The following is a 17,408-nucleotide window of genomic DNA, read 5'->3' as shown; positions in this document are numbered from 1 at the left end:
TCTAAATTTTGATCGACATCTCTTCCTAAACTCTTAAGAGGGTGGGTCAGTGGGGGATAAGTCTTTCAAAGAGGTGCCGGTTGACCTCTCGGATTCGGAGATATTCTTCCAGGCTATGGGGGCCGAGGACGACTTCGGCTTCTTTTATCTCCTCAGCCGTATAGACCCTCTCTTCAGTGCGGCGGTCATAGAAGAGGATTAGTCTGCGGTCCAGCCGGGTCAGGAAGCGATAGTTGTGGCTCAAGGTTTGGACCTCGGTTTGGGGAATAAGATCATATTGGGCCAGAAGGTGAAGGGCTTTAAGGGGGTTAGGCACCAGGAGTTGAGGATACCGGGGGAGGTGAGAGAGCTGATGCCACTGGACGATAAACTCCACATCGGCCAGGCCTCCGTACCCCAACTTTGGGTTTAGACGTCCGTTTTCTTCTCGGCCTCTTTCTTTCTCTATCCGGGCCCTCATCTCGCGAAGCTGTTGGGCCTCTTTAGGTCCTACCCGGAGGCTACCTAAAATTTCGGCTACCCCTGCTAAGGCCTCCTCAACTACTGTAGCCTCTCCCACCAGGGGGGCCAGACGCAAAAGGACCTGCTTTTCCCAGAGGTCGGATTCTCTTCGATGATAGTCTAGAAAGGCCCCGATTTCGCTGACCAGTGGGCCCTTGCTACCTCCTGGCCGGAGGCGGACATCCACTTCATATCCGGGGCCTTCCTCAAGGGGCATAGTCAAGACGGAAATGATATTCTGGGCCAATTTGGTGGCCCTGATCATCTCCTCCTGATCTCCTCGGTAAAGGAAGATCACATCCAGGTCTGAGCGGTAGGAAAGCTCGCGGCTACCTAATTTCCCTAAGGCCAGAATAGCCAAGGTCTGAGACGGCTGGCCACTACGACGCTTAAGCTCTCGTCGAGAAAGGAGAAAGGCCCCCCGGACTACGGTCTCGGCGATTCTGGTCAACCTTTCACCCACGGTCTTAACCTCTCCAAAAAGATCCCCAAAACCGGTGACCAGAACCTCTTCGTTCTTGAAACGCCGCAGGCTGGCAACGGCCTGACCGTAATCCTCCCGATCAATTTGCTCTAAAACCAGCGGTCTTTGTCCCGCTCCGGTCTGGTGGACGCGAAGGACCAGGGCCTCGCTTAAGATAGGGCCTTTAAGGAGAAGATCGGCCAGAAAAGGGCTCGTCCCCAGGGCGTAGATCAACCTTTCAGCCACATCTGGTCGGTCTTTTAAAAGGTAGAGCAGGGAGGTTCTTCCTCCAGCTCTGGTAATAAAGGCCTCCAGGTTATTTAGGGCCACCCCTGGCCGGGGAGTCTTAAGGGCCATCTGAATGAGATCAGGAAGAACAGGCCAGAGGATCTCCCGCCTTTTTTGAACAAGACGACTTTTCCCTCGAAATTTGGCCACCAGTGAAGCCAGCGGTTCCTCAGAGGCCAGCCCCAGGCTGGCAGCGGTTTCCTTAAGAGGGGCACCTTCAAGGGCCAGTTCTAGGGCCTCTTTTAGCTGGCTGGAGGTGGATTTGCGGCTTGTGGGGCGAAAAAGGGCCCCGAAGTGCTCCTCTACCTGACGACGTATTCGTTGAAGACGATCCTCCAGCTCTTCTTCATCTTTCAGCCCTAAAGAACGGGCCAGAGCTCTGGAGGCCGCCGGCTGGCCGGGCAGACGATGGGTCTGGGTGAAGTGGATCATCTGGAGTCGATGTTCCAGATTGCGCAGAAAGATATAGGCCGCCGACAGCTCCCTTAAGGCTGCCTCAGAGATAAGGCCGGCCTCCGCCAGTCGCCTAAGGCCGCCTAGAGTATCTCTTTTTCTTATTTTAGGGAGTCTCCCCCCAAAGATGAGTTGAAGGGCCTGGACAAAAAATTCTATCTCCCGGATACCTCCGGGGCCCAGCTTGATATCCCGGGCCAGCTTCTTCTGGGCCGTCTCTCGGGAGATTTTTTCCTTGAGTCTGGCGATCTCTTCCAGATAGGCGTAGTCAAGATAGCGTCTGAAGACGATGGGTTCCACTCCAGCCAGAAAGTGAAGGCCACCTTTAAGGTCTCCGGCCAGGCCCCGGGCCTTAATCAGGGCCAGATGTTCCCAGGCTTGGGCCTGAAAGCGGTAGTAAGTTACGGCCGCTGGCAGACTGTGGACCAGCTCTCCATCCTTGCCTCCGGGGCGAAGACGCATGTCCACCCGGGCGGCAATATCTCCCTCAACATAAGAAGAGAGGAGCTGGATAAGACTTTCGGCCAGCCGAATGACCCTGGTTCGAGGGTACCGGTTCGGAGAGAGAAAGATGAGATCAACGTCAGAGCTATAATTGAGCTCTCTGGCCCCGAGCTTTCCCATGCCCAAGACAATTAAGGCCTCGGCTGGAAGCCCCTGCTCTTTAGCGGCAAAGGAGAGAGCCGCCCTGATAAGCATTTCGTAGATGGCCGTGATACTTCGAAGGATGCGAACAAAAGATAGTCTTCCTTTCAGATCAATGGTGGCCAGTCGAACAAAGGCCTTCTTTTTGACCTCTCTCAAGCGCCTTAAAAAAATCCGGCGGTCACCAGCAATGGCCCCGGAGAGCTCCCGCCACAGGCTGAGGCGACTGGGGAGAAAAAGGCGTCCTTCAAAGAAGACCTCCTGGAGAATCCCGCGGTCGTTTACCAGGGCGTTTGTCAGGTAGATGGAGGCTCCAAGAAGTCTTACCAGCCTGGTCAAGTTTTCTTCGGTGAGTTGGCTCCAGGGAAGATCAGAATGGGCCTCAGTTAGCCTCTCCCAGCCTCTTAAGGCCGTCTCTGGATCCGGGGCCTTATCCCGAGCCAAACGGATTATCTTCTCCATGAATCCCTGCTGATCTTTACGGCCTCTGCTACCAGAACAAGACTTAGGGCCAGAAGGGCCAGGCTTATGCCAGAGAGGAGATGATGTCCAGCCTGCCACTGTTTACTAAAGAGAAGGCCGAGGGAGGTGGTGGTCACGAGAAGCATGAAGGCTGCCGGCAGGCCGACAAAGACCGCTGGCAGACCCGAACGCCAGAGCCAAACGAAGAGGGCCAGCAGGGCCAGGGCCGCCAGAAGTTGATTGGCACTGCCCATAACTGGCCAAATGGCTCGCCATTTACCGGATATGGCCAGGGCAGCGGCGGCCACCACCGTGACTCCGGTGGCCAGGAGGCGTCTGGTCCCGCTGGGGTCATGGGTCTTTGTGGCCAGCAGCTCCTCGAGGGTGAAACGGGCCACCCGGGTGGCTGTGTCTAAAGAGGTGAGGGCAAAGGCCGAAACCGCCAGCCCGGCAAAAGAGCGTCCCAGGGAAGGGGGGATCCCTAAAGCGGCCATAAATTCTCCTACTCCCTGGGAGAAAAGGGCAATAGGCCCCATGGTGGCCAGTTGGCTTTTGTAGCTTGCCAGGCTAAGACCGGCCACCGCCATCAGAGATACAAGGGCCAGAACCGTCTCCAGTAACATCGCCCCATAGCCTATAGGTCTTGCGTGGGCGGCCCGGGAGAGTTGTTTGGCCGTTGTCCCTGAGGCTACCAAAGAGTGGAAACCAGAGATGGCCCCACAGGAGGTGATCACAAAAAGAAGGGGGAAAAACGGGCCGATCTCATTGCTGAACCCTGTCCAGGCCGGGAAGTTGATCTGGGGTTGTTTGACCATAAGGCCCAGAAGGCCCCCACCCAGAAGTCCATAGAGAAGGAAGGAGTTCAGGTAGTCCCGTGGCTGAAGGAGGGCGTGGACGGGGACAGTGGCAGCAACAAAAATGTAGACCAGCAGAAGATAGAGCCAGAGGTTTTGGGGCAGAGCCAGGGGAATTCGATAGGAGACAAAAATGGCTCCCGCCAGGAGAGGCACCCCCAGGGTGGTGGCCAGCCAGAGGGGGATCCCAAGACGATAGACCCCCAGGCCAAAGACTATGGCCAGGATCAAAAACATTACCGAGGCACTGGCCACCTCTGGTCGAGCGCTGAAGGTCTTGGCCACGATGACGGCAAAGGCGGCAATAACCAAGACCAAGGTGGCCCAGGCAAAAGAGAGAAAGAGAAAAAAGGCCCGCTGACCCATATGGAGCCTGATGATCTCCCCAATGGATCGTCCTTCGTGGCGGACAGAGGCAATCATGGCCCCCAGGTCGTGGATACCTCCGGCAAAGATGACTCCTAGAACTAGCCAGACAAAGACCCCTACCCAGCCAAAAGAGATGGCCAGAATCGGTCCAATAATGGGACCGGCTCCAGCGATGGAAGCAAAGTGGTGGCCAAAGAGGACCGGCAAAGGGGCTGGGACATAGTCCACGCCGTCTTTTAAGCGGTGGGCGGGGGTGGGCTCATCTTCCCTGAGGCCGAACCAGCCAGCGGCCAGACGGCTGTAGATGAGATATCCGAGAAGAAGAGTCCCCATCGCTCCCAAGAGGATGATGGCTCCATTCAAGACCCCAGGACCTCCTTGGCCTCAACCCGGCCCCCGGCGTCTATCTCGTAGACTATGGGCACTCCGGTGGCCAGCTCAAGGGCTACTACCTCTTCGGGGCTGAGACCATCAAGATGCATAATAATGCTTCGAAGGCTGTTGCCATGGGCCACCACCAAGACATTTTCTCCAGAGACAACCACCGGAAGAATGGTCTCTTTTAAAAAGGGAATGGTTCTCTTGGCGGTGTCCTTGAGGCTCTCTCCCCCAGGAGGGGCAACGTCATAACTGCGCCGCCAGAGCTTGACCTGCTCCGGACCGTATTTTTGGGCTGTTTCGGCCTTATTGAGCCCCTGAAGCTGGCCATAATAGCGCTCGTTGAGCTCCCAGGCCTGAAATATGGGGAGCTCAAGCGAAGGCTCTCCCTGATACTTACCCCAATCTTTCATTCGGCCTGAAGGATGCTTGATGATGGGGACTTTCTCCCCTCCGGCCTCAGCCAGAACCAGGAGGAGAGTCTCCACCGCCCGGATCAAAAGGGAGGTGTAGGCCCGATGCAAGGGGATATTTCGGATGAGACGTCCGGCCACTCGGGCCTCTTCTCGCCCCCTGTCAGAGAGGGGGACATCCACCCACCCGGTGAAGCGATTGGCCTTGTTCCACAGGGATTCTCCGTGGCGAATGAGGACAAGTTTGGCCATTTAAGGCTCCTTCTAGAGTTTCATTTCTCCTTTAAAGAGCTTTTTAAAGACCACATCCGAAGGGCAGAAGCCGGTAATCCCCGAGAAGTAGAGCATAAAGGTCATAAACCAGATGATGTACTCTCCCCAGCTGCGTCCGCTGTGCATAAGCACGAGGGCCACGAGCAGAAGGGTTCCCATAAAGAGTCGTTGAGCTCTAAGAGGGGTCATAGGGCACCTCCGTCTTGAAATGGTGAAATAGTTCTTGAGGAAATTAATCCCAACCGGCCCCGGAAACAAGACTCGCTTTCTCCCCCCTGCCTCTTGGAGTATCCTTGTCTTTAATGAGGGCTTTACGGATTCTCATATCCGGGGTGGTTCAGGGGGTGGGGTTTCGTCCTTTTGTGTTTCGCTTGGCCCGGAAGTATGGCCTTAAAGGCTGGGTGAGAAATACTGGAGAAGGGGTGGAGATCGCCGCCTGGGGAAAGGAGCTCTCTTCTTTTTTAACCGCCCTTGAAAAGGAAGCCCCTCCTTTGGCTCGGATTACCTCTATGAAGGTCTTTCCCCTTGAGGGTCAATCCCCTCAGGAGTTCTCGGTAGCCGAGAGCCAACCCGGCCCCCGACAGACCTACATTCCCTCTGATGTGGCCACCTGTGAGGCCTGCCTGGCCGAGATTTTTGATCCGGCTGATCGTCGCTATGGTTATCCCTTTACAAATTGTACTAACTGTGGCCCTCGGTACAGCGTGATCCTTGATCTACCCTACGATCGAGAAAAGACCACTATGGCTCCCTTTAAGCTGTGTCCAGACTGTCTTCAGGAGTATCTCAACCCTGAAGACCGGCGTTTCCACGCCGAGCCTAATGCCTGCCCTCGTTGTGGACCTCGGCTCTGGGTGGTCGATTCTCAGGGGCGTTCTCTGGCCGTCGATAACCCGTTGGACTTTGTGGCTCGGCGTCTTTTTGAAGGGGCCATCGTGGCCCTGAAAGGATTGGGGGGGTTCCAGTTGGCCGTCTCGGCCCAAGACGAGGCGGCGGTGATCAAATTAAGAGCCCGGAAACACCGTCCGGCCAAACCCCTGGCCATCATGGTTCGGGACCTTAGCCGGGTTAAAAAGGTGGCCTGTCTTGATCCTGGGGAAGAGGAAGTCCTGGTCTCGCCCCGCCGGCCCATTGTCCTGCTGAAAAAGAAGGATCCCTTTCCTCTGGCCCCTTCTCTGGCCCCGGGGATAGATCTTATCGGAGTCATGCTTCCCTATACCCCCCTTCACCATCTCTTATTGAAGAAGGGTCCGGCCTATCTGGTGATGACCAGTGGCAATCTAAGCGATGAGCCCATCGCCCGCACCAACGAGGAGGCCCTGGAGCGTCTGGCCTCGATTGCTGATTTCTTTCTCCTCCATGATCGAGAGATTGCTGTCAGGGTGGATGACTCTGTGGTTAGGGTGATGGCCGGCCGTCCTCGCCTGATAAGGCGGGCTAGAGGCTATGTTCCTGAACCTTTTCGACTCCCGGGCCCCATGACCAGTACCCTAGCCATCGGGGCCTTCCTTAAAAATACCTTCTCCCTTACCAGGGAAGCTGAAGTCTTTGTCAGTCAGCATATTGGAGATCTTGACAGTCCCCAAAGCCTGGCCTTTTTTGAAGAGACCCTGGAGCATCTTCTCCGCCTTTTGGATCTTTCTCCCCGGTTGGTGGTCTCTGATCTCCATCCTGATTACCTCTCCAGTCAATGGGCCCGGGACTATGGCCGAAGGAAGGGGATAAGGGTCATCTCTGTCCAGCATCATTTGGCCCATGCCTTGGCCACCTTAACCGAAAGAGGGCTTTCCCTCCCCTCCCTGGCTGTAGTCCTTGATGGCCTGGGCCTTGGCCTGGATGGAGCCATCTGGGGGGGAGAGGTTTTCTGGCTTGAAGACCGGGGCTTTCAACGTCTGGCCCATCTGGAGTATCTCCCCCTGCCCGGAGGGGAGGCGGCCATAAAATCTCCCTGGCGTATGGCAACCTCGGCTCTTTATACGGCCATGGGACCGGAGGCCCGGGACCTTCCTTTAAGACTTTTTGAGGTCGTCACTCCGCAGAAGTGGCATTTTTTAACCACCATGATGGAAAAAGGGATTAACTCTCCCCCTACCTCAAGTGCTGGCCGTCTCTTTGATGCCGTGGCCGCCCTTTTGGGGCTCTGTTACGAAAATCTCTATGAGGCCCAGGCGGCCATGATGCTTGAGGCTCTGGCCGTGTCTCAAAGCCGTCCCTATCCGTTTTCTTTGGAGAAGGCCGGTCTTCCCTGGCGCATATGTCTTCATCCGGCCATCAGGGATTTGGTTGCCGATATTTTAGCCGGCGTGCCTTCTGAGGTGATCGCTGGAAGATTTGTCGCCACTTTGGCTGAAGCCTTTTCGGTAGTAGCGGCGGAGTTTGCTAGGAGGCGGGGAGTCAGGCAGATCCTTCTTTCTGGAGGCTGTTTCCAGAATCGGCTTCTCCTTGAAAAAACTCTTCTACGCCTTGAATCTCTAGGGCTCATTCCCTATGCTCCAGAGAATATCCCGGTAAATGACGGAGGGATCTCTCTGGGACAGGCAGCTTATGTCTATTATTACGCCAGCTCATAAGGTTTCAGCCCTGGCCAAACATTTGGCCGCCCTTCTCCCCCGGCCGGTCAAGGTAATGGAGGTCTGCGGGACTCATACGGTAAACATCTTTCGTTTTGGCCTCCGAAGCCTCTTCCCTGAGACCTTGGAGCTCGTCTCCGGGCCAGGGTGTCCAGTCTGCGTTACCCCGGTGGAGGAGATAGACTTTCTGGTGGCCGCTGCCCTTAGTCAGGGAGCGAGGCTGGCCACCTTTGGTGATCTCTTGCGAGTGCCGGGGAGTTGGGGCTCCCTTAAGGAGGCCAGGGCTCAGGGGGCGAAGATAAAGATCATCTACTCACCTATGGAGGCCCTTTCCCTGGCCGAAAATTTTCCCCAGGAGACGGTCCTTCTGGCAGCCGTTGGCTTTGAGACTACTGCTCCGGCGGTGGCGGCTACAGTCTTGGAGGCCAAAAGGAGAGGGGTGAGTAATCTGGTCCTGGCCACCAGCCATCGTCTCGTCCCTCCAGCTATAAGGGCCCTGTTGGCCTCCGGAGATCTCAATCTTGATGGTTTCATCCTGCCGGGGCATGTGAGTGCAGTCATCGGACGAGGGCCCTATGAATTTATTGCCCGAGATTTTGGTCTTCCGGGAGTCATCACCGGCTTTGAGGCTACGGACATTATGGAAGGTCTCTGTCTCTTGGCCCACCAGATTAGGGAGGGTCGGGCCGAGATTGTTATTCAGTACAGTCGAGCCGTTCCTCCTGAGGGAAATCCAGCGGCCCAGGCGCTCATGAAAGAGGTCTTTTCAACTGGAGACGCCTCTTTCCGGGGGCTGGGAGAGATACCCGGCGGCGGGTTGTTTCTCCGTCAGACCTACGAGGAGTTTGATGCCCGAGGTCGGCTTGACCTTGACCTTCCTCCTGTCAGAGAGACTAAGGGCTGTCTCTGTGGCCAGATTCTCTCCGGACGGAAAAGGCCTCTCGACTGCCCCCTCTTTGCCAGGGGCTGTCGTCCAGATAACCCGCAGGGCCCTTGCATGGTCTCCAGTGAGGGTACCTGCGCTGCCTGGTTCCAATTTCACGAAAATAGCTCCTGACTTGACTTTTAGGCTATAAAACGGCTATATCCTCTTGTAGATATTACAATTTTTTGTTTTTTGCCAAACAATTTCTGAAATCTTTATTTTTTGTCTTAAAGTTAAATTTTGGGAGGGGGCATGCCGGAGGGGAGAAAATCCTCTTTGATAGTCAGGGTCAAGGACGCTTTTACGGGGAGGGGGCCTACTCTTCCCTTCCGTTGTTTCGTGAAGGAGATTCCAGATATTGAAGGTCACATCCAGGATGGCACAGTAGCTTTTTTTAACCTGCCCTCCGGCAAGGTGACCATCTGTTTCCGGAGTCCCTATTTCAGGGATAAAGACGTGGTGGTGGATTCTTCTGTGGAGTCTAGCATTGAGGTCTCTCTTTACCCTTCTGAACTTTATCCCTTCCCCGAAGGGGCTACCCTTTTTAAGGGTGGAGTAGTGGATCGTACCGAATATCCCATCGGTGGGGCCAAGGTCTGTCTTAAATGGGCCGGGGGGCGGTGTGAGACCATCACCGATGACTATGGCTGTTTTGTCCTTTTCCCCGGGCCGGAAGAGAAGAAAAAGTGGCGGAAACATCAGGGCGGCCATATCATTCCCGGGCCCAAGGGGCGGATCAAGGTCCAGCTGATTGTTAGTGCTCCGGGATACAAGACCCAGGAGTTGAGTTTTATCTGGCCGGCTGGGAAGGCTACTTGTCAAGAGATCGAGCTGGAGCCCGAAAAAGACCTTTCTTAAGGACCTTCCTTGCTTGATTCTTTCTCCTTTAACATTTTCATGTTGCCAAATGTTAAATCCGATTATATTTCGATAGACGAAAAGTTTAGACTTCACCTTCCGGCCTTATCCGGTGGATCGACTCGATGTTTGAGAGATGTGACCTGTTTGATCGTTGCCCCAGACCTGTTTTGGCTCTATTTCTGGGGCTTTTTATCTGGGGGCTTGGGGCCCTGGCTGATCTTCTTATCTTCCATCGAGGGGTGATATCTGTCCCTCCTGCCTTTCACGAAGTCTGGCTCCATCTGGTAACTATTCTGGCGGTGGGTGGTTTTGCTTTATTTTTTCACTATCGCTTTCGAAAGTCCTCTGATGAGGGTCTGGCCTGCGATCTTATCCTCAATAGCATCAATGAGGCTGTCTCCCTTATTGATCCCCAAACTTTCAAAATTATCGAGGCCAACCGTCTCTTCCTTCAGGAGGTGGGGCTGGAGCGAGAGGAGGTTCTGGGGCAGACCTGCTATCGACTAACCCATCATCGAGAAAGTCCCTGCCAGCCCCCAGACTGTCCCTGTCCGGTTTTTTACACTCTGGAGACGGGAGAGCCGGCCATTTTTGAACACGTGCACCGGGGCCCTCAGGGGGAGAAGCGATATGTTGAAGTGAGTTCTATTCCTATAAAGAGCCCTTCAGGGCAGATCCGTCACATCGTCCATATTGCCCGGGACCTTACCCATCGACGTCTGGCCGAAGAGGAGATCCGGCGTCTGCTGGAGAAGATCCAGCGTATTATGGACTCCGTCCCCGAGGGAGTTCTTCTCTTGGATGAAGGGCTTCTGGTGGAGGTGGTTAATCCTTTGGGGAAGGAGTATCTGGATCTTTTGGCTGATTTTGACTCCCAGGGGCGTCTCAGGCGGCTGGCCGGAAGACCGGTGGTCGAGCTTCTAAAGGGCGAAATACAGGAGCTGGAGATAAAGGAACCTTCTCCTCGAACTTTTACTGTGGCTACCCGTCCCCTTCAGGCCGGGGGGCAACAGAAGGGTTGGGTGGTGGTTGTTCGAGAGGTGACTTTGGAACGTCAGCTCCGGGATCGAGCCCTGGCTCAGGAGAAGCTGGCCGCTGTGGGACAGCTGGCCGCTGGTATTGCTCACGACTTCAATAATCTCCTTACCAGCATCATTAGTTTTGCTGAACTCCTTAAACTGGATCCGGGAATCCCTCCAGAGACCCAAAAGAGATTGGATCTCATTATCTCTCAGGGACAGCGGGCGGCCGATCTTACCCGTCAGATCCTGGACTACAGCCGCCGTTCTGTGCTCAAGATGGCCCCCTTGGAGCTTTCGGCCTTTCTTAAGGATCTGGCCCTTTTCCTTAAAAGAACCATCCCTGAGAATATTGAGCTGAGGCTTGAGATTCCTCCAGGGAGATATACTGTGGCCGCTGACGCCAGCAAACTCCAGCAGGCTTTAATTAATCTGGCCCTAAACGCCCGGGATGCCATGCCTAAAGGGGGGGTAATCACCCTGGCCCTCTCCAGATTAAAGGTCAGCCCTAAAGAGCTTACCCCCTGTGAGGATATGGCTCCAGGGGAGTGGATATCTATTTCTGTATCCGACACGGGCGAGGGGATCCCGCCAGAGATACTGCCTCATATTTTTGAGCCCTTCTTCACCACCAAGGAACGAGGGCGGGGTACCGGTCTGGGATTGGCCCAGGTGGAGGGTATTATTCGCCAACATCGGGGGTGTCTTACTGTAGAGACTGCCTCGGGCCAGGGAACCACCATGACTATTTTCCTTAAGGCCATAAAAGAAATAGCCCTGGAGACAAAGGCTGGAGGTGGCCTTGTTCCTGGTCGAGGACAGGAAATTCTCTTGGTGGAAGATGAGGAATCGGTCCTTGAGGCCCTTAAAGCCTCATTAGAGGCCCTGGGCTATCAGGTAACAGTGGCTCGAGACGGTCTTGAAGCCCTGAAGATCTATTCCAAAAGGGCCAACGAGATTGCTTTGGTCTTAACGGACATGGTTATGCCCCGGATGAATGGTCTCGAACTTCTCGAGAACCTGCGTCGGCTTGATCCTCAGGTGCGCATCGTCCTTCTAAGTGGTTATCCCCTGGGCGAGGACCACCATTTTCTTGAGGGCCTCAAAAAGGTCGCTTGGCTCCAGAAGCCAGCCCGGATTGAAGAACTCTCCCAGACTATTGCTCGAGTCCTGAGCAGCTGAGGTTTACAATCCATTGAGGCTAGGGTATAAAATTAACCGCTTGGGCGGTTAACTCAGTGGCAGAGTGCCATCCTCACACGGTGGAAGTCGCAGGTTCGAATCCTGCACCGCCCACCAAAATCTTTTACCTCCCTTACTTAAATCCGCCTCAGTCGGAGCTCCCCTTGGTGTTTGTGGTGATACATAGAAGCATCGGCTCTTTCAAGGATAGAGGCCAGAGAGTCGCTGGCAATAACGTTGGTAGCCCCTAAGGCGAAGGAAAGACAGATAGGGATTCCCTTGTAAGAGAGTGAGAGCCTCTGGCCGGCCAGATATTCCAGAAAAGGGGTGGCCCGCTCTAGGGTTACTCCGGTGGCTACAACTACAAATTCGTCACCATGGAGGCGACAGACAAAGTCTCGGGCCTTGAACTGGCCTTTGAGATAACGGGCAAAGGCTTTAAGGGTTTCATCTCCGGCCCGATGGCCCAGGGAGTCGTTGACTTCCTTGAAATTGTTTAGATCTAGATAAATAAAGACATAGTCTTCCTGAAAGATGTTAGGACGGACGACCTCCACATAGAATTTCTCCAGAGCCCTTTCGTTCCAGAGTCTGGTTAGGTGATCCCGAAGATAGTTCTCTCGGAGGAAGGAAAGCTCTTCTTCAAGATCTTTTATACGCCGAATATGTTCCTGCATGCGGGCAAAATAGTTCTTAAGAGGCCTTAGCCCATCTTTCTGGATATTAAGCTCCTGGATGATTTCCTCCATGAGGCTTCGACTTTCGGATAGGATTTCCAGAAGGACGTTGTTCTTTTCCTTAAGGCGAAGGGCTTCACTAAAGCTCCTCTGATAAATGGCCGGATAGGGAATCTTTTTCTCCCGTTGAATTCCCAAAAAGGCTACCCAGGCCGCCATAAGGGCTTCGTGCTGATGTCTGATTCTTTCTGCAAAGCCTTGCGCTTCGGTAGCGGTAACTTCAGACATCGTTACCTCCTGAAAAGTTTCTCTTTTAAAGAATTTTGTCACTTTTTTGGATTTATTACATGGAAATCGTCTCCCTAAATAAAAAGCTTAAGCCTAATGTTTAAAAAACGGTGTCGCTTCTTAAGTGACAAGATTCTCTTTTTTCCCGGCCAAAAGAGGCCTTTGAAGCCGGGGCGCTTTCTGTTAAAGATGAAGTCTAATTCAGCTGTTACGGTGAGGTCTTTCATGTACAGGACGTTACTTTCGGTGGTTCTGGTGGTGCTCTTTTTAGGGACGGGGGTTTCCCTGGCCCGCAGTCTGGATGATTTGGCCGCTGGTTTTTCTCCTGTTTCGGCCTTGGTAATCAATGTAGAGGGAGACACGGTTCTTATTGATAAAGGGGTCAGAGATGGGATCCACCGGGGCGATCTTTTTACCATCTATCGGGAGGGCAAGAAGATCATCCACCCGGTGACCAAACAGGAGATCGGCCGCCTCAAGGAACCTATTGCCAAGGCCGAGGCGGTCAGGGTAGAGGAGACCTTTTCTGTCCTTCATCTCGTCTCCAAGAAGGAGACAGTTAAGGTGGGCCAGCCGGCGGTTCGCTTTGCCGACATTAAGGTTCTCCTCCTTGAAGAGCCTCCAGGGGCAGCCCAGAAAGTTTTACCTTCTCTGAGATCGGCCCTGGCCGAGGCCGAACTTGTCACCTCACCTGGGGTCTCCTGGCGGGAGCTAAATCCGACTTTTCTCTCGCGGGAGGGTATTGATCTGGTTCTGGTAGCCGATGAGAACGGTTTGCGAGTCTATAATGCTAATTTAGAGCTTCTTCAGGCCTACACCTGGCCGGTGACAGGGCTTCCTTCTAGGCCGTCGGCCCCTGTCACCTCTTTACCAGCCCAGGGACAGCTTCGGCCTTCCGGGCCCTCCGGCCCCTATCCTTATTCTACTCTGCGGTATCAGCTTCCAGCCGCCCCCCAGTTTCGCCGAGTGGCCCGACTTCCGGCAGTAGTTACGGATTTTGAGATGGGCGATCTTGATGCCGATGGACGCCCGGAGGTGGTCTATATGACTCCTCAGGGGCTTTATGTGTCTCAGTTTGGTGGGAGGCTTTTGGCCTCTTATAGGCACACCGGTTTTGGCAAAATGGTCAATTTTTCTCTGGGGCCGGATGGCTGGATTGCCCTCAACATCTATGTGCCCGGGGAGGCCATGCGTTCCAGGCTTCTTCGCTATCAGCGGGGACGTCTGGAGACGGCCGTCTCCGATATAAATTTCTTTTTGGCCTTTTTTGATCTAAATGGCGACGGCTTGAAGGAAACCCTTCTGGGCCAGACCTATGATCGTCAGAGTCTTTTTGGCCCCACGATCTATCGACTTAAACCGGCCTGGGATAAGATCTCCTATCTAGAGACGGAGCGCGTTCCCGGGGGCTTTAGGGTGCTGCTGGCCGCCTTTGCCGACATCAATGGTAATCGGGTAAAGGAGGCCTGCTTTATGGATCTGGGGCACAAACTGAGAGTCTATGAGCGGGGAAGGCGCCTGTGGACCTCGACCACCAAGGTGGGAGGTTCCATCTATGCCTTGGCCGCTGGCCCCAAAACCATGAAGGCCGTCTATAAAAAGACCATCTCTGCCGAGGTGGAGCCGCTGGTTCGGGATCTCAACGGTGACGGGCGTCAAGAGGTTATCTTGGTGCGGAATATCTCCTCTCATCGAGATATCCTTCCCAATCTGCCAGCCTATGAGTCAGGTGAGGTGCTGGCCCTCATCTACTCGGCCACTGGATATGAGCTTATTCCCCTTACCGGTAAGCTCGAAGGCCCTGTTCAGGGGCTGGCCATCTGGGGAAAGGAGCTCTACTGTGTGGTGGTTAAGGGCAACCCCTTCACCCAGGAGGGAGAAAGCTATCTTTTGGCCTTTCCCTTGGTCGCCCCTGCCGCTGGGCCTTCGCAAAATCCAGGAGGGAGGTAGCCCGGGGCGTATTTATGGCCACGGCCCAACAACGGCCAGGGGTGGTTCTCGTCTCCATGCCCTGGCCGCTTTTCAATCGCCCTTCAATCCAGCTGGCCACCCTTAAGGCCTTTTTGGAGCAAGAAGGCTGGCCCTGTAGGGCCTACCATCTATATCTTTCCCTTCTGGAACGCATTGGCCCCCAGGGTTACTATGCCCTCTCGCAGAGTTCTTGGCTTTCGGAGGCTGTGGGAGCAGCGGCCCTTTTTAAGGAGATGTCTGGGGCTGCTGAGTCCCTTTATCGAAGATTGGCCCCTCGCCATGGCCTGAAAAAAGATTATTTCCCCCGATTAGTTGCCGCTCTCAAGGAGACCGTAGCTGCTTTTTTAGCCTCTTTTGATCCTGAAGGAATCCTTTTGGTGGGTTTTTCGGTCTGTCTCAACCAGCTCACCGCCAGCCTCTATGCCGCCAGATCCCTCAAAGCGGTCTGTCCCCAGCTGAAGATCGTCTTTGGAGGTTCAAGTTGCGCCCAGGAGATGGGGCGTTCGCTGATGGCCGCCTTTCCCTTCATCGATTATGTCGTAAACGGTGAGGGGGAGCTTCCCCTCTTGGGCCTGGTTCGCTATTTGGCTGGAGAGGAGCCGACTCCTCCTGAAGGAGTCTTTTACCGCCGAAGCGGTGAGATCCTCGGTGGAGGTTGCTCCCAGATAGATGATCCTGACCGGCTGCCTGTGCCGGATTTTTCCGATTATTTTCAGGACCTGACCGCCCTTGCCCCCAGTAAAAGGTTTTTTCCCATAATTCCTCTGGAATTTTCCCGGGGGTGCTGGTGGGGACGCTGCCGTTTTTGCAATCTAAACCTTCAGTGGCGGGGATATCGGCTCAAGAGTCCCCAACGCTTGGCGGAAGAGGTCATAGGCCTCTCTCAAAGGTTGGGAGTTCTTGATTTCGCCCTGATGGACAACGTCCTTCCTCCGGCCAGGGCTATGGATTTCTTCCGCCTCTTGGCCAAAGAGGGGCGAGATTACCATCTTTTTTGCGAACTTCGGGCCAGACACAGCCTCAAAGAGCTCAGGGAAATGCGCCAGGGAGGTCTTACTGAGGTTCAGGTGGGTATCGAGGCCCTTAGCACCTCTCTCCTCAGGCGTCTTAACAAGGGCACCACGGCTATGGATAACGTGGCCATTATGAAGAATGCCCAGGCCGCGGGTCTCCGTCTCCATGGCAACCTGATTACCTGTTTCCCTACCTCCACGTCTGAGGAGGTGGCCGAAACCCTTGAGGCCCTGGATTTTGTCTTTCCCTTTAGGCCGCTTAAGGCCGTTTCCTTCTGGCTGGGATATGGTTCTCCTGTCTTTAGCCAGCCCAAGATCTATGGTCTTCGCCGTCTCTATCCCCACTCATTTTATCGTTACCTCTTCCCTCCAGAGATCCTCCAGACCCTGGTGCCCCTGGTCTGGGGATATGTTGGTGATCGTCGTCGTCAGCAGGCCCTTTGGCGTCCGGTAGTGGTCAAGGCCAGGGCCTGGGCCGAGGCCTACCGACGCTTAAGAGGCCAGGGCCCACTTCTTTCCTACCGGGATGGAGGAGATTTTATTATCCTCCGTCAGGTTTTGCCCGATGGTTCGGTTCACCACCACCGCTTAAGGGGGCCTTCAAGAAGGGTCTATCTCTTTCTGGAGAGCCCCCAGAGCCTTGAAGAGATAAGCGCCAGAATGTCTCTGGCCAGTGACCGCCTGCTGGCCTTTCTTAAAGATCTGGTAGCCAAAAGGCTTGTCTTTGCCGAGGGAGATCGTTTTCTGGCCTTGGCCATAAGAGGGGTGGAAGGTGGGGCCTGATCTGCGGCTTGTCTTCATTGGTGGTGGTAGCGGCATTGCCTCCCTGGGGCCAGCCCTCGTCAGAAGGGGATTGTATTCTTATCATCTGGTAGCGGCCTTTGATTCGGGAGGGTCAAGTGGCCTGTTGCGGCGCCACCTGGGAGGGCCTCCTCCTGGAGACTTGCGTAACCGCCTTCTGGCCCTGGCCGACAGAAGCTATCCGGCGACGGCCTCTTTGGCGGGGTTTCTAAATCAACGTCTGCCCGAATACGAAGAAGCCGCCCGGGAGATTTACGCCCGCATAAGAGGCCAGCGGTTCTTAGAGGCTGAGGCCGCCGGTTCCATGGCTGTTGTCCAGGGGCTCCTGGAGAGCTTTGAAAAGAAGGCCGGGCCGGGCTTCCCCCTCTCTGGGGCCTGCTTGGGTAATCTGGCCCTGTTGGGCGGGCGCTATCTTTTTGGCAGCCTGATGGCCGCAGCTGCCCTTTTGGCTGGTCTGATTCGAGCTCCGGCTGAACTGGCCCTGGTAACGGAAGAAGAGGCCGAACTGGCGGCTGAACTTCCCCAAGGGGGGCTGGTGGTCGGTCAAGATCGCCTGACCAGGCTTTCTCTCGCGGAGATAAAGGACTTTTTCCTTCTTGACCATCAGGGCCGGCCGGTAAGGCCTTCTCTTTGCCCTCAGGCCCGGGAGTTTCTCTCTCGGGCCGATATAGTGGTTATCGGCCCGGGGAGTTTTTTTACCAGCCTTTTGTCCTGTTTTCTGGTCTCCGGCCTCTCGGAGACGGTGGCCGCCTCGGGGGCCCGGGTGGTTCTTGTTCCCGGAAGCCTGGAAGATCCGGAAAGAAGAGGGCTTACCCCTGTTCAGATCTACCAGATCTGGACCCAAGTGGCCGGGGAGATAATCGATACCCTGGTTCTGGATTCGGCCTGGCCCAAGGAGAAGGTCTCAGGGGTGGAAACCATCTGGTTGGATCTTCCCTTCATTTCGGGACGTTATCAGGCAGAGGCCTTACTTGAGGCCCTGCTTTCTCTTGTCTAGGAGGT

Annotated in this window: 12 protein-coding genes and 1 tRNA gene; 8 read left to right on the top strand and 5 right to left on the bottom strand. The window is 54.9% G+C overall.

Features of this window, described 5'->3' with window-relative positions; all coding sequences use genetic code 11:
* Positions 1 to 46: 46 nt before the first annotated feature.
* The 4 genes from glnE to G4V39_RS05085 are packed head-to-tail and all read right to left on the bottom strand — an operon-like array spanning position 47 to position 5,288.
* Complete coding sequence (gene glnE / locus G4V39_RS05100) at positions 47 to 2,812, bottom strand: bifunctional [glutamate--ammonia ligase]-adenylyl-L-tyrosine phosphorylase/[glutamate--ammonia-ligase] adenylyltransferase (protein ID WP_166031902.1); 2,766 nt, start codon at positions 2,810 to 2,812, stop codon at positions 47 to 49.
* Positions 2,800 to 4,398: a carbon starvation CstA family protein gene (locus G4V39_RS05095; protein WP_166031901.1), complete on the bottom strand. Its 1,599-nt coding sequence runs from the start codon at positions 4,396 to 4,398 to the stop codon at positions 2,800 to 2,802. Before G4V39_RS05095 ends, glnE begins: the two co-directional genes overlap by 13 nt.
* The gene (locus G4V39_RS05090) at positions 4,395 to 5,078 is read right to left on the bottom strand and encodes a 2,3-bisphosphoglycerate-dependent phosphoglycerate mutase (RefSeq protein WP_166031900.1); all 684 of its coding nucleotides are present in this window, start codon (positions 5,076 to 5,078) and stop codon (positions 4,395 to 4,397) included. Before G4V39_RS05090 ends, G4V39_RS05095 begins: the two co-directional genes overlap by 4 nt.
* 12 nt (positions 5,079 to 5,090) lie before the next feature.
* Positions 5,091 to 5,288: a YgaP-like transmembrane domain gene (locus G4V39_RS05085; protein ID WP_166031899.1), complete on the bottom strand. Its 198-nt coding sequence runs from the start codon at positions 5,286 to 5,288 to the stop codon at positions 5,091 to 5,093.
* 113 nt (positions 5,289 to 5,401) lie between these two features.
* On the opposite strand from G4V39_RS05085, the gene hypF reads away from it, so the two are divergent.
* From hypF to G4V39_RS05060, 5 genes are all read left to right on the top strand, one after another.
* Positions 5,402 to 7,669 (top strand): carbamoyltransferase HypF, encoded by a 2,268-nt coding sequence (hypF, locus tag G4V39_RS05080; protein WP_166031898.1) that lies wholly within the window; start codon positions 5,402 to 5,404, stop codon positions 7,667 to 7,669.
* Positions 7,611 to 8,726 carry a hydrogenase formation protein HypD gene (gene hypD, locus G4V39_RS05075; protein WP_246169763.1) on the top strand — a complete coding sequence of 372 codons (1,116 nt, stop codon included), beginning with the start codon at positions 7,611 to 7,613 and terminating at the stop codon, positions 8,724 to 8,726. The genes hypF and hypD overlap by 59 nt, the downstream gene beginning before the upstream one ends.
* Positions 8,727 to 8,846: 120 nt before the next feature.
* Positions 8,847 to 9,452 (top strand): carboxypeptidase-like regulatory domain-containing protein, encoded by a 606-nt coding sequence (locus G4V39_RS05070; RefSeq protein WP_166031897.1) that lies wholly within the window; start codon positions 8,847 to 8,849, stop codon positions 9,450 to 9,452.
* 125 nt (positions 9,453 to 9,577) lie between these two features.
* Positions 9,578 to 11,656, top strand: coding sequence for a PAS domain-containing hybrid sensor histidine kinase/response regulator (locus G4V39_RS05065; protein WP_166031896.1), 2,079 nt, complete (start codon positions 9,578 to 9,580; stop codon positions 11,654 to 11,656).
* A gap of 42 nt (positions 11,657 to 11,698) precedes the next feature.
* Positions 11,699 to 11,773 (top strand) — tRNA-Val (locus G4V39_RS05060).
* A gap of 20 nt (positions 11,774 to 11,793) precedes the next feature.
* Here the strand turns inward: G4V39_RS05060 and G4V39_RS05055 are convergent.
* A complete protein-coding gene (locus tag G4V39_RS05055) occupies positions 11,794 to 12,621 on the bottom strand; it encodes a GGDEF domain-containing protein (protein WP_166031895.1) in 828 nt (275 codons plus the stop codon).
* A gap of 225 nt (positions 12,622 to 12,846) precedes the next feature.
* Between G4V39_RS05055 and G4V39_RS05050 the strand changes: the two genes are divergently transcribed.
* Genes G4V39_RS05050 through G4V39_RS05040 form a run of 3 tightly spaced genes read left to right on the top strand, consistent with a single transcriptional unit; the run spans position 12,847 to position 17,403 of the window.
* Positions 12,847 to 14,571 (top strand): hypothetical protein, encoded by a 1,725-nt coding sequence (locus G4V39_RS05050; protein WP_181494203.1) that lies wholly within the window; start codon positions 12,847 to 12,849, stop codon positions 14,569 to 14,571.
* Between the two features lie 14 nt (positions 14,572 to 14,585).
* Entirely contained in the window at positions 14,586 to 16,388 is a 1,803-nt protein-coding gene (locus tag G4V39_RS05045; RefSeq protein ID WP_166031893.1) for a RiPP maturation radical SAM C-methyltransferase, read from the top strand.
* Positions 16,378 to 17,403 carry a 2-phospho-L-lactate transferase CofD family protein gene (locus G4V39_RS05040; protein ID WP_166031892.1) on the top strand — a complete coding sequence of 342 codons (1,026 nt, stop codon included), beginning with the start codon at positions 16,378 to 16,380 and terminating at the stop codon, positions 17,401 to 17,403. Before G4V39_RS05045 ends, G4V39_RS05040 begins: the two co-directional genes overlap by 11 nt.
* Positions 17,404 to 17,408 lie beyond the last annotated feature (5 nt).

Origin of the sequence: Thermosulfuriphilus ammonigenes (genome assembly GCF_011207455.1) — a bacterium.
Taxonomy (GTDB): Bacteria; Desulfobacterota; Thermodesulfobacteria; order Thermodesulfobacteriales; family ST65; genus Thermosulfuriphilus; species Thermosulfuriphilus ammonigenes.
Note: the sequence above shows the minus strand (reverse complement) of the source record. Positions and strands in the feature narration are given on the sequence as shown.